Below are 11,957 nucleotides of genomic sequence, written 5' to 3' on the forward strand. Positions count from 1 at the left end.
ATGAGCACTACGGACACCGGCGGGCCCCCGGAAACGTCTGAGACGGTCTGGGAACACGCACACGACAGCACCGAGTTCCGGGAGCTGCGCAGCCGCCTGCGCCGGTTCGTCTTCCCCATGACGGCGTTGTTCCTGGTCTGGTACCTGCTGTACGTGCTGCTCGCGGACTACGCGCACGGCTTCATGAGCACCAAGCTCTTCGGGAACATCAACGTCGGGCTGGTCTTCGGCCTGCTGCAGTTCGTTTCGACGTTCGTCATCACCGGGCTGTACGTCCGGTACGCGAACCGGAAGCTCGACCCCGTGGCCGAGAAGATCCGGGAAGACATCGAGAAGGAGCAGGCATGACCGCGACACTTGCCGCGAGCGTCGAGGGCAGCAACCCGCTCCTCAACATCGGCATCTTCGCCCTCTTCGTGCTCATCACGCTGGTGATCGTGTTCCGCGCCAGCCGCAACTCCAAGACGGCATCGGACTACTACGCCGCCGGCCGCGCCTTCACCGGCCCGCAGAACGGCGTCGCGATCTCGGGTGACTACCTGTCGGCGGCGTCGTTCCTCGGCATCGCCGGTGCCATCGCGATCAACGGCTACGACGGCTTCCTCTACTCCATCGGCTTCCTGGTCGCGTGGCTCGTCGCGCTGCTGCTGGTCGCGGAACTGCTGCGCAACACCGGCAAGTTCACGATGGGCGACGTGCTGGCGTTCCGCATGAAGCAGCGCCCGGTGCGGGCCGCGGCCGCGACGTCGACGCTGATCGTGTCGTTCTTCTACCTGCTCGCGCAGATGGCGGGCGCCGGCGGTCTCGTCGCGCTGCTGCTCGGCGTCGAAGGCTCCGGCGCGCAGGCTCTGGTCATCGCCGTGGTCGGCATCATCATGATCGCCTACGTGCTGATCGGCGGCATGAAGGGCACCACCTGGGTCCAGATCATCAAGGCGGCGCTGCTGATCGTCGGCGCGCTCGCGATGACGCTGTGGGTGCTGGGCAAGTACGGCTTCAACTTCTCCAGCCTGCTGCAGGCCGCCGTCGACAAGGCGGGCAAGGCCGGCGAGACGCTGCTCGGCCCGGGCAAGCAGTACGGCGCCACCGGAACGTCCAAACTGGACTTCCTGTCCCTCGGCATCGCCCTGGTGCTGGGCACCGCCGGCCTGCCGCACGTCCTGATGCGCTTCTACACCGTGCCGACCGCCCGCGACGCGCGCCGCTCGGTCGTCTGGGCGATCGTGCTGATCGGCGTGTTCTACCTGTTCACGCTGGTGCTCGGCTACGGCGCCGGTGCGCTGGTCGGGCCGGACACGATCAAGAAGGCGCCCGGCGGGGTCAACTCCGCGGCGCCGCTGCTCGCGCTCGAACTGGGCGGGCCGGTGCTGCTGGGCCTGATCTCCGCGGTCGCGTTCGCCACGATCCTCGCGGTGGTCGCGGGGCTGACGATCACGGCGTCGGCGTCCTTCGCGCACGACGTCTACGCGAACGTCGTCAAGCGGGGCAAGACGTCGCCGGACGCCGAGGTCAAGGTCGCCCGGATCACCGCGCTGGTGATCGGCGCCCTCGCGATCGGCGGCGGCATCCTGGCCAACGGGCAGAACGTGGCGTTCCTGGTGGCGCTCGCGTTCGCGGTCGCGGCGTCGGCGAACCTGCCGACGATCCTGTACTCGCTGTTCTGGAAGCGGTTCAACACCCAGGGCGCGCTCTGGTCGATCTACGGTGGCCTGGCCATCACGATCGTGCTGATCGTCTTCTCGCCGGCGGTGTCCGGCAAGAGCACGTCGATGTTCAAGAACGCCGACTTCGCCTGGTTCCCGCTGAGCAACCCGGGCATCGTCTCGATCCCGGCCGCGTTCGTCCTGGGCTGGCTGGGCACGGTCCTGTCCAAGGAACACGACGAGAAGAAGTACGCCGAGATGGAGGTCCGGTCGCTGACCGGCGCGGGTGCCGAGAAGGCCGTCGCGCACTGACCCCTCCCCTGAAACACCGAAGGCCGTCGTGAGTCACCCTCGCGGCGGCCTTCGGCCATTCTCAGTAGGGCAGCTTGCCTTCTGCGACCCCGGAAAGGGCCGCTTCGAGCTGCTTGCGGGCGTACTGCCACAGCCCGCCGCCGAGCGAAATCCTCGCCACCCCCAGTTCGGCGAGGCCTTCGAGGCCCGGGCTGCCCGGCCACGCGGGCGCGTTGACGGCGCCGCCGACCCCCTGCACGAACTCCGCGATCAGCTCCGGCGTGCGCAGGTGGATCGGGTAGACGCAGTCGGCGCCCGCTTCGAGGTAGGCCTTCGCCCGGGCGACGCCGCCGGCCAGCGCTTCCTTCGCGTCGACGCCGCGGAAGGAGTCGACGCGGGCGTTGATCACCAGGCCGTCGCCCGCCGCCTCGCGCAGGGCGGCGATCCGCGCGGCCTGCTCGGCGACCGGCCGCACCCCGCCGGTGGCGTGGTCGGTGTCCTCGAAGTTGCAGCCGGCCGCGCCCGCGTCGGCCAGCCGTCCGGCGAGCTCGGCGCCGGACAGGCCGTAGCCCGACTCGGCGTCGACGGTCACCGGCACGCCGACCGCCTTGGCGATCCGCGCGGCGGCGGCGAACATCTCGTCCGCCGGCGCCTGCTCCCCGTCGGCGAACCCGAGCGCGGCGGCGACGGCGACCGAACTGGTCGCGACGGCCGCGAACCCGGCGGCTTCGACGAGCTTGGCGGTGTCGGCGTCCCAGGCGTTTGGCAGCACGAGCGGTTTGCCGGGGACGTGCAGCGCCTTGAGTGCGGCGGCGGTCACGAGTCCCGCTTCGGCAGCGGGGTGTGGCTGGTGATGGTCATCCGGTTCCAGCTGTTGATCGCGATGATCTCCCACGCCACCGCGCGGTACTGGTCTTCGGTGAACACCTGCGCGGCCTGCTCGTAGACGTCGTCGGGGACGGTCTGGGTCGCGGCCAGCTTGGTCATCGCTTCGGTGAGGGCGAGGGCGGCCTGCTCCTGCTCGGTGAACAGGTCCGTCTCGCGCCAGCCGTCGAGGACGAACAGCCGCCGCGGCGACTCGCCCAGCTCCAGGGCGTCGCGGGAGTGCATGTCGAGGCAGAACGCGCAGCCGTTGATCTGCGACGCGCGGGTCTTGACGAGTTCGAGGAGTTTCGGGTCGAGCCCGGCGTTGGCCCCGGCCTTGTTCACTTCGGCCTGCAGGTTCGCCATCGCCTGGTAGAGCTCGGGGGCGCCCCCGAGTCCGATTCGCTTGGTCATGACGTTCACGCTAGCCCGAACTGGTCCACGGGTATGGTCCAGTGACATGGCAGATCTGTGGTCCAGTTCCGGTGTCGACGGCGGCCCGTCGAGCGGCCTGGACGTCCACCTCGATTGGCAGCCTGCGACCGGCCGGAGCGGTCTCGCGGCGGCGATCCGCGCGGCCATCCGCGAGGGCCGCTGGCAACCGGACGCGGCGGTGCCCTCGACCCGCGCGCTGGCCCAGGACCTGGGCGTCGCCCGCGGCACGGTCACGCGCGTGTACGCCGACCTCGCCGCCGAGGGCTACCTGCGCACGGCCCAGGGCGCACCGACCCGCGTCGCGACGGCGGGTTCGCTCCCCCAGTCCGCTCCGCGCCAAGTGCCCCGCGATCCCGCGCCCCGCTGGGATCTGCGGCCGGGCCGCCCGGACCTGACGGCGTTCCCGCGTCAGGCGTGGCTCAGCGCGACCCGCCGCGCCCTGCTGCGCACCCCGGCGTCGGCGTTCGGCTACGAGTCGGAGCTGGGCGCGCCGGAGCTGCGGGACACCCTCGCGGGCTACCTCGCCCGCGCCCGCGGGGTGGTGGCCGACCCGGCGCGGATCGTCGTCTGCCACGGGTATTCGCACGCCATCGCGGTGCTGTCCCGTGCTTTGTTCGGCTTGGGCGTCGGCGAAGTGGCGTTCGAAAACCCGTCACTGGGCATGTACCGCTCGATCGCGGCGGCCCAGGGCCCGCGGGTGGTCGGCGTGCCGGTCGACGAGCACGGCCTCGACGTGTCCGCTTTGGACAGTCCGGCCGTCGTCGTGACGGCGGCACACCAGTACCCCACCGGCGTCACGCTCGCCCCGCACCGCCGGGCCGAGCTGACCCGCTCCGGCGCGTACGTGCTGGAGGACGACTACGACGGCGAGTTCCGGTTCGACCACCAGCAGGTCGGCGCGCTGCAGGCGCTGGCCCCGGAGCGAGTCGTCTACGCGGGAACGGCGAGCAAGACGCTCGCCCCGGCCCTGCGCCTGGCCTGGCTGGTGCTGCCGAGGTCGCTGGTGGAGCCGGTCCGCGCGGCGATGGCCGACAGCGGCTCCCGCCCGGCGGTGCTGAACCAGCTGGCCCTGGCGGAGCTGATCGACTCGGGCGCGTACGACCGGCACGTCCGCCGCAGCCGCGCGGAGTACCGCTCGCGCCGCACCCGCCTGCTGGCCGCGTTGCCGGATTCGGTCCGCCCCCAGGGCATTTCGGCGGGGCTGCACCTGCTGCTGGTGCTGCCACCGGGCGGCCCGACGGAGACTCAGGCCCTCGCGGCCTGCCGCCGCCGAGCGATCGGCATCGAAGGCTTGGGCAGCCACTGGATGGACGCGAACCGCCCGGGCGGCCTGATCGTCGGCTACGCGGCCCCGGCGAAGCACGCTTTCGCCGGCGCGGCCCAGACGTTGATCGAGGCCCTGCACGAGATCACCAGCTGAGCTCTCCCTTCTCCGGTGAAGCCGCGGGCCACCCTGACCGGGTGGCCCGCGGACGTCATCAGAACCAGCAGTCCGGCCGGACCCGCAGCAGTTCGGTCCGCAGCACGGGCGTCCCGTCGACGGGCGCGGGATCCTCCGCCGTCGGCTCGATGCCACCGGCGGCGACCTTGTCGAGGGTCTTCAACCCCTCGGCCCCGACGGTCCCGAACACGGTGTAGTTCGGCCGCAGCGCGGAATCGCCGTAGACGACGAAGAACTGCGAACCGTTGGTGTCCGGCCCCGCGTTGGCCATCGCCAGCAACCCGCGCGCGTACACCCGTCGCGCCCCGGTCGGGTCGGTCGGCGCCGGCGGCAGGTCCACCGGGAGCTCGTCCTTGTACTTGTAGCCCGGCCCGCCTTCGCCGGTCGCGCTCGGGTCGCCGCACTGCAGCACCTTCAGCGTCGGGTAAGAAGTGAGCCGGTGGCAGACGGTGTGGTCGTAGAACCGGTGCCGCGCGAGGTGCAAAAAGCTCTGCACGGTGCACGGCGCCTTGGCCCGGTCGAGCTTGAGCGGCAACGAACCCTGGCTGGTCGGGATCGCCACGCCGACCTTGCCGTGGTCCGGCGTCCACCGCGGATCGGGCGGCAGGGGCACCGGCCGCGACGCCGGTTCATCCGGCGTCTCGGTGTACTGACAAGGCCCGTGCGTCGTCTTCGGCGGCGGCGCATCGGCCGCGGAGGCGACGCTGGTGCCCGCCGCGAACAACGCACCCACCGCCAGCGCGGTGACGAGTGTCTTCTTCATCCTGCACGCCCTCCCAGTGATCGCCCGTTTCCGGAGCGTCCCGCAGTCTAGGGCCCACCCCCGACAGGAATAACCGGCGAAAGTCGCCCGTGTCAGCCCATCGGGTGAACCCGCGGCGGGCACCCCCGGAAATTGTCGGACCCCCGGCGCACGATGGTGATCACGCGGCAGAGCGCCGCCCGGCGAAAGGGGCACGACGTGACCGGAACAGTTGGTGCAGCAGGGATTCGGCAGCTAGCGCGGGCAGTCGCCGGGTTCCTGTGCGCCGCGCAGGGACTCGCCCTGAAGTCGCTGGCCGGCGCGGTCGCCGTTACGCGGCAACGGAAAGCGGCGAGTGGACGACCCGCCCGTGGCCGGTCGAGAGCCGCGCCGGAAAGACCCCAGCACGATCAGGAAGGTGAGCACGATTCCCGCGGCGATGACGAACACCGCCGCCCGGATCCCTTCACCGGTCGCGATCCTCAGCGCTTCGCCGTCCGGCCGCCGGGCGCCGGCGGTGGTGGTGGCGATCAGGACGAGCACCGCGAGCCCGGCCGCCGCACCCACGCCGGAACCGGTGGTGACGATCCCCGAGGCAACACCCTGCCGGTGGGCGGGCACGCCCGTCGCCGCGGCGATGTACATGGCCGTGAAGACCATCCCGTCACCGACGCTGACCACGATCAAACCAGGCACCAGCCAGGCGTACGAGCCGTCCGGCGTCAGCGCGAAGCCGAGCAGGCAGGTGCCCGCGGCGCCGGTGGCGAGCGCGCCGAGCAGGGTGCGCCGCACCCCGATCCGCGTCACGACCGGACCGGCCAGCACCGAGCCGGCGACCACGATCGCAGTGGGCAGCAGGAACCCGAGCCCGGTGGCCAGCGCGTCGTAGCCCCACACGTCCTGGAAGTGGAGGGAGAGGAAGTACAGCAGCGATCCGAACGTGGCCGTGAACATGAACGCGACCACCAGAGCCAGGGCGAGACTCGGGGTGCGCAGCAGGCTGCGGGGCAGCAGCGGGTCCGCGCCGCGCCGCTCGATCACCGCGAAGGCCCCGAGCAGCAGAGCTCCCGCGACCAGGGAGGCCACGATCCAGGGCGAACCCCACCCCGCGTCCGGCCCCCGGACCAGCGCGAACGCCAGCAAGGTCACCGCGCCGGTGACGCTCAGCGTGCCGGCCAGGTCGAATCTCCGGTTCCGCGCACGCGGCCGGTCGGCGGCGATGAGCACGAACGCCGGCACGATCGCGCAGCCGGCCAGCGGAACGTTGACGAAGAACACCGCCTGCCACCCGAAAGCCTGGGTGAGCACGCCCCCGAGCAGCACCCCGATGACCAGGCCGGCGGCCCCGGCTCCGCCCCACACGCTCAGGGCGCGATTGCGGTCGCGTCCCTCGGCGAAGGTCGTGTTGATGATCGCCAGGGTGGTGGGAAAGACCAGCGCGCCGCCCAGGCCTTGCAGCGCGCGGCCGGCGAGCTGCCACAGCGGCACCGTGGCCAGGCCCCCGAGCACCGAAGCGACCGCGTAAAGCGCCATGCCGGCCACCAGCACCCGGCGCCGGCCGAGCAGGTCCGCGGCCCGCCCGCCGAACAGCAGGAAACCGCTGGAGGCGATCGCGTACGTGCTGATCACCGCTTGGAGCGTCTGGGCCGAGTACCCCAGATCCCAGCCGATCGCGGGCAGCGCGACCACGACGATGTACTGATCGAGCGAAACGATCAGCATCGCGAACGCCAGCAGCGCCAGCAGCGCACCGCGGTGGTCGTGGCGCGCCACCGCGGGGTGCACGGCGGTCAGCTCCGGCTCGAACAACATGTGTGCCTCCCGATGGTCACCACTGGACGCTGCCGAACTGTACGCTTCAGTACACATGAACTCAACTGTTCAGTTCAGATGAACTGGACTGAGCAGTTCAGGAGGTCGCTATGCTGAGCGCATGACGGACACGCGACGGCGCACACCCACCGGCGAGCGCGCCGACCTCAAGCGACGGGCGATCGTGGACGCCGCTCGCGAGGTCTTCCTCGCTCGCGGCTTCGAAGCCGGCATCGACGTCATCGCGCGCCGGGCCGACGTCTCGAAGGTGACGATCTACAACCACTTCGGCAGCAAGAACGAGCTGTTCCACGCGGTCATCCACGACGCTCTCAAGGAGGCACTCCAGCAGTCGACGTCGGCGCTCGAGAAGAGCCTGGCCGAATCTGAGGACATCCGGGAGATCCTCGTGCGGACGGCGCGGGGGTGGGTGGCCGGGATGGCGCAGCCCCAGGTGCTCGCGCTGCGCGCGCTCGTCGCGAGCGAAGCGCAGCGGTTCCCCGAACTCGGCCAGGCGTGGAAGGCCAACGGCCCCGACCTGACGTCGGCCATCCTCACCGAGGAGTTCCGCAGGCGCATCGACGCCGGCGAGCTCGAGATCCCCGACATCGAGCTGGCCCTGGTCCAGCTCTACGCCCTCGTCCTCTACCCGCACTTCACCCACGCCGCCTACGGCGAACGGATCGGAAAGGAGCGCACCCACGACCTGATCGACCGCGGCGTGGACATGTTCCTCGCCTACTACTCGGCCGGAGAGCGGAAAGCACCGTCCCCCGCCGGGCGACGGCGCTAGCTCCGCAGTTCCGCGATCAGCTCGTCCGCGGCGGCGAACGGATCCAGCTCCCGCGCCACGACCCGCTCGGCGACCTCGGTGAGCCGTCCCCCGCCGCGCAGGTCCACGAGCTCGGCTCGCACCTGCCTGAGTGCGATGGCTTCGACCTCGTCGCGTGCCCGGGCCGCCCGGCGCCGGGCCAGCTCGTCGTGGGCGACCAGCCACTCGTGGTGCGAAGCCAGCGCGCGCACCACCTCGTCGACGCCCTCGCTCTTCGCCGCGACGGTCCGCACGATCGGCTGGCGCCAGCTCGCGCCCCGGATCTCCCGGCGCGCCAGGGAAATCATCTGCTTGAGGTCGTGCACCGTCGCGTCCGCGCCCTCGCGGTCGGCCTTGTTCACGACGAAGACGTCGGCGATCTCGAGCACCCCGGCCTTCGCGGCCTGGATCCCGTCGCCCATCCCCGGGGCGAGCAGCACCACGGTGGTGTCGGCCAGCTTCACGACGTCCACTTCGGACTGTCCGACACCGACGGTCTCGATCAGCACCACGTCGAAACCGGCGGCGTCGAGCACGCGCACGGCCTGCGGGGTCGCCCACGAGAGCCCGCCAAGGTGGCCGCGGGTGGCCATCGAGCGGATGAACACGCCCGGGTCGGTGGCGTGCTCGGTCATCCGGATCCGGTCGCCGAGGAGCGCGCCGCCCGAAAACGGCGAAGACGGGTCGATCGCGAGCACCCCGACCCGCTTGCCCTCCGCGCGCAACGCGGTGAGCAGCGCCGAAGTCGAAGTCGACTTGCCGACGCCGGGCGGCCCGGTGAGCCCGACGACCCGGGCCCGCCCGGTGTGCGGGGTCAGCGCCCGCGCGATTTCGGCGACGCGGGGGTGGGCGTCCTCGACGAGCGACAGCAGCCGCGCGACGGCACGGGGCTGCCCGTCCCGCGCGCGGCCGACCAGGTCGTCGAGGTCGAGGGAACCGGCCACTTACGCGGACGGCACCCGCAGCAGCAGGGCGTCGCCCTGGCCACCGCCACCGCACAGCGCGGCCGCGCCGAGGCCGCCACCGCGGCGGCGCAGCTCGTGGATCAGGTGCACGGCGAGCCGGGCCCCGGAGGCGCCGATCGGGTGGCCGAGCGCGATCGCGCCGCCGTTGACGTTGACCTTGTCCGCGTCGAGGCCGAGCTTCTCGGTCGAGACGAGCCCGACGGCGGCGAAGGCCTCGTTGATCTCGACGAGGTCGAGCGCGTCGGCGGTCAGCTTCTCCTTGGCCAGCGCGGCGAGGATGGCGTTCGACGGCTGCTCGTGCAGGCTCGCGTCCGGCCCGGCGACGACGCCGTGCGCGCCGATCTCGGCGAGCGGCGTGAGGCCGAGTTCCTCGGCCTTCGCCTTGCTGGCCACGATGACGGCGGCGGCGCCGTCGGAGATCTGCGAAGCCGAGCCCGCGGTGATGGTGCCGTCGGAAGCGAACGCCGGGCGCAGCTTGGCGAGGCCCTCGGCGGTGGTGTCGGCGCGGACGCCCTCGTCGGTGTCGAAGACGACCGGGTCGCCCTTGCGCTGCGGGATGGCGACCGGCGCGATCTCGTCGGCGAAGTAGCCGTTCTTGATCGCCTCGGCGGCGCGCTGGTGGGAGCGGGCGGAGAACGCGTCCTGCTGCTCGCGGGTGACACCGTAGCGGGAGTTGTACTTCTCCGTAGAGGAACCCATGGCGACCTGGTCGAAGGCGCAGAACAGGCCGTCGTAGGCCATGTGGTCGACGAGCGTGGTGTCGCCGTACTTGAACCCGGAGCGGGACTTCGGCAGCAGGTGCGGCGCCTGGGTCATCGACTCCTGGCCGCCCGCGACGACGAGGTCGAATTCGCCGGCCCGGATCAGCTGGTCGGCGAGCGCGATGGCGTCGAGGCCGGAGAGGCAGACCTTGTTGATCGTCAGCGCGGGAACGCTCATCGGGATGCCCGCGGCGACCGCGGCCTGGCGGGCGGGGATCTGGCCGGCGCCGGCGGTCAGCACCTGGCCCATGATCGTGTACTGGACCGCGTCCGGGGAGACCCCGGCGCGTTCGAGGGCCGCCTTGATCGCGAACCCGCCCAGCTGGGCTCCCGTGAAGTCCTTGAGGGAGCCGAGCAGGCGCCCGATCGGCGTACGGGCGGCACCCAGGATCACGGAACCGGACACGGCGTCCTCCAAGCATCGGCGCATGGGCAGTTTTGCCGACCATACCCGGGAGGCGGCCTTCTTGATGGAGCCAGTGTGAGGCGGGGCACGCGACGATTCCGCCTCGACGCCGCCCCGCGGCCCCCTATCCTGCCTCCATGAATGACGCCCTGCGGCCGTTCGTGACGGCCATCGACCACGTCGGCATCGCGGTCCCGGACCTGGACGCGGCCATCGAGTTCCACCGCGCGCACTTCGGCTTGGAGGTCGCGCACGAGGAGGTGAACGAGGAGCAGGGAGTACGCGAGGCGATGCTGCGCGCCCCCGGCACGGCGGGCACGGAGACCCAGATCCAGCTCCTGGCCCCCCTGCGCGACGACTCGGCGATCGGCAAGTTCCTGACCAAGAGCGGCCCGGGCCTGCAGCAGCTGGCGTACCGCGTGTCCGATGTGGACGCAGCGGCGGCGGCCCTGCGCGGCCAGGGCCTGCGCCTGCTGTACGAGGAGGCGAAGCGAGGCACGTCCAACAGCCGGGTGAACTTCGTCCACCCGAAGGACGCGGGCGGCGTCCTGGTGGAACTGGTGGAGCCGGCGAAGAACGGCGACGCACACTGAACCCCGAACCCGTTCCGGCATAACAACTCCACCCGGCCCGGACCGCACCCGCCTGACACCTGGCCGGTCCCGGCGCCGGTCCGCGCACCGGGACCCGCCGGCGCCGGGCAGGTCTGCACACCCGCGCCAGGATCCGCCGGAGCTGGGGCCGGTCCGCACGGGCACGCCGAGATCTGCCAGCGCTGGGCCGGGCCGCACGGGCCTGGCCGGAACCGCGAGCGCCGACGGGCCGCGCCGGTACCTGCGGGCACCCTGCGCCCCGGACCATCGATGGCCGGGCCGGCACCGGTCCGCACGTCCGCGCCGGGATCCGCTGACGCCGACCCGTTCCGCGCGACCGCCCGGGATCCGCCGGTGCTGGGCCGGTCCGCGCGCCCTGGCAGGCACCCGTGGGCGCCGGCGATCTGACCGGGCCGGCACCGGTCCGCGCAGCCGCGCCGGAACCTCGCCGCTCCAAGCTCGCCCGCTCGTCCGCCCCCGAACCCTGCCGCGCCAAGCCCGCCCACACACCCACGCCAGAACCCGCCGTACCAAGCCCGCCCACACACCCACGCCAGAACCCGCCGTACCAAGCCCGCCCGCACACCCAAGCCAGAACCCGCGCAGGCGCGGGGCCGCTAAGCCGGGGCCGCCTTCGAGGCGAGGGCGTCGGCGATGAACGTCAGCTCGCCGTCGAACTCGGCCGGCAGGTCGTCGTCCGAGTGGCGGGCTGTCGCGTGGCGGTGGCTGACCGCGCGGGCCAGCAAGCCCGATGCGCGCTCCACGTCCGCCGATGGAAGGCCACCCCCGGTCGCCGCCAAGATCACCGCGCGGACCTGGCGGACCAGGAGCTGGAAGCGCTCGTGGAGGGCGTCGCGGACGACGTGGTGCGTGTCCGCCTCGCGCCACAACAGGTGTGACAAGCCCAACGACCGGCTGAAGCGGTGGTCGAGTTCGCGGACGAGCTTGCGCAGGCTGCCCGCCAGGTCGCCGGGGACGACGACCACCGCCGGCTCGATGCGTTCGTCCGGCAGGCGCTCGACGAGCGCTGTGAGCAGGTCCGGCTTGTGCCGGAAGTAGTAGTGCACCAGCCCCTTCGGCACTCCTGCCCGCTCCGCGATGCGGGACGTCGGGGTGGCGTCGAAGCCGGACTCGGCGAAGAGCGCCTCGGCGGCGCACAAGATGCGCTCCTTCGCCGAATCCTCGGTCATTCC

The 11,957-nt window shown here is 71.9% G+C and carries 12 protein-coding genes; 5 read left to right on the forward strand and 7 right to left on the reverse strand.

Features of this window, described 5'->3' with window-relative positions:
• Together ACLJQM_RS31690 and ACLJQM_RS31695 are read left to right on the forward strand one after the other, a co-directional pair.
• The gene (locus tag ACLJQM_RS31690; RefSeq protein WP_247013713.1) at positions 1 to 348 is read left to right on the forward strand and encodes a DUF485 domain-containing protein; all 348 of its coding nucleotides are present in this window, start codon (positions 1 to 3) and stop codon (positions 346 to 348) included.
• Positions 345 to 1,955, forward strand: a complete 1,611-nt coding sequence (locus tag ACLJQM_RS31695) for a cation acetate symporter (protein WP_247013715.1) — start codon at positions 345 to 347, stop codon at positions 1,953 to 1,955. The genes ACLJQM_RS31690 and ACLJQM_RS31695 overlap by 4 nt, the downstream gene beginning before the upstream one ends.
• A 61-nt stretch (positions 1,956 to 2,016) precedes the next feature.
• On the opposite strand, the gene ACLJQM_RS31700 is transcribed toward ACLJQM_RS31695, so the two are convergent.
• A complete protein-coding gene (locus ACLJQM_RS31700) occupies positions 2,017 to 2,754 on the reverse strand; it encodes an isocitrate lyase/phosphoenolpyruvate mutase family protein (RefSeq protein ID WP_410634007.1) in 738 nt (245 codons plus the stop codon).
• Entirely contained in the window at positions 2,751 to 3,212 is a 462-nt protein-coding gene (locus ACLJQM_RS31705) for a carboxymuconolactone decarboxylase family protein (RefSeq protein ID WP_247013719.1), read from the reverse strand. The genes ACLJQM_RS31700 and ACLJQM_RS31705 overlap by 4 nt, the downstream gene beginning before the upstream one ends.
• 46 nt (positions 3,213 to 3,258) lie before the next feature.
• Between ACLJQM_RS31705 and ACLJQM_RS31710 the strand changes: the two genes are divergently transcribed.
• Positions 3,259 to 4,653 carry a PLP-dependent aminotransferase family protein gene (locus tag ACLJQM_RS31710; protein WP_410634009.1) on the forward strand — a complete coding sequence of 465 codons (1,395 nt, stop codon included), beginning with the start codon at positions 3,259 to 3,261 and terminating at the stop codon, positions 4,651 to 4,653.
• Positions 4,654 to 4,711: 58 nt separating this feature from the next.
• On the opposite strand, the gene ACLJQM_RS31715 is transcribed toward ACLJQM_RS31710, so the two are convergent.
• The gene (locus tag ACLJQM_RS31715; RefSeq protein WP_360774673.1) at positions 4,712 to 5,437 is read right to left on the reverse strand and encodes a peptidylprolyl isomerase; all 726 of its coding nucleotides are present in this window, start codon (positions 5,435 to 5,437) and stop codon (positions 4,712 to 4,714) included.
• Between the two features lie 234 nt (positions 5,438 to 5,671).
• A complete protein-coding gene (locus ACLJQM_RS31720) occupies positions 5,672 to 7,228 on the reverse strand; it encodes an MFS transporter (protein WP_410634011.1) in 1,557 nt (518 codons plus the stop codon).
• 121 nt (positions 7,229 to 7,349) lie between these two features.
• Here ACLJQM_RS31720 and ACLJQM_RS31725 point away from each other — a divergent pair, with 121 nt between their 5' ends.
• The gene (locus ACLJQM_RS31725; protein ID WP_410634012.1) at positions 7,350 to 8,021 is read left to right on the forward strand and encodes a TetR/AcrR family transcriptional regulator; all 672 of its coding nucleotides are present in this window, start codon (positions 7,350 to 7,352) and stop codon (positions 8,019 to 8,021) included.
• Here the strand turns inward: ACLJQM_RS31725 and meaB are convergent.
• Together meaB and ACLJQM_RS31735 are read right to left on the reverse strand one after the other, a co-directional pair.
• Entirely contained in the window at positions 8,018 to 8,983 is a 966-nt protein-coding gene (gene meaB / locus ACLJQM_RS31730; protein ID WP_410634013.1) for a methylmalonyl Co-A mutase-associated GTPase MeaB, read from the reverse strand. The two genes, ACLJQM_RS31725 and meaB, sit on opposite strands and share 4 nt — an antisense overlap.
• Complete coding sequence (locus ACLJQM_RS31735) at positions 8,984 to 10,171, reverse strand: acetyl-CoA C-acetyltransferase (protein ID WP_247013726.1); 1,188 nt, start codon at positions 10,169 to 10,171, stop codon at positions 8,984 to 8,986.
• A 137-nt stretch (positions 10,172 to 10,308) separates the two neighbouring features.
• Here ACLJQM_RS31735 and mce point away from each other — a divergent pair, with 137 nt between their 5' ends.
• Positions 10,309 to 10,764, forward strand: coding sequence for a methylmalonyl-CoA epimerase (mce, locus tag ACLJQM_RS31740; protein WP_410634014.1), 456 nt, complete (start codon positions 10,309 to 10,311; stop codon positions 10,762 to 10,764).
• Between the two features lie 617 nt (positions 10,765 to 11,381).
• On the opposite strand, the gene ACLJQM_RS31745 is transcribed toward mce, so the two are convergent.
• On the reverse strand, positions 11,382 to 11,954 hold the full coding sequence (locus ACLJQM_RS31745) for a TetR/AcrR family transcriptional regulator (RefSeq protein WP_247013728.1): 573 nt from the start codon (positions 11,952 to 11,954) through the stop codon (positions 11,382 to 11,384).
• Positions 11,955 to 11,957: the final 3 nt, after the last annotated feature.

The organism is Amycolatopsis sp. cmx-4-83, from assembly GCF_046548815.1.
Classification (GTDB): domain Bacteria; phylum Actinomycetota; class Actinomycetes; order Mycobacteriales; family Pseudonocardiaceae; genus Amycolatopsis; species Amycolatopsis pretoriensis_A.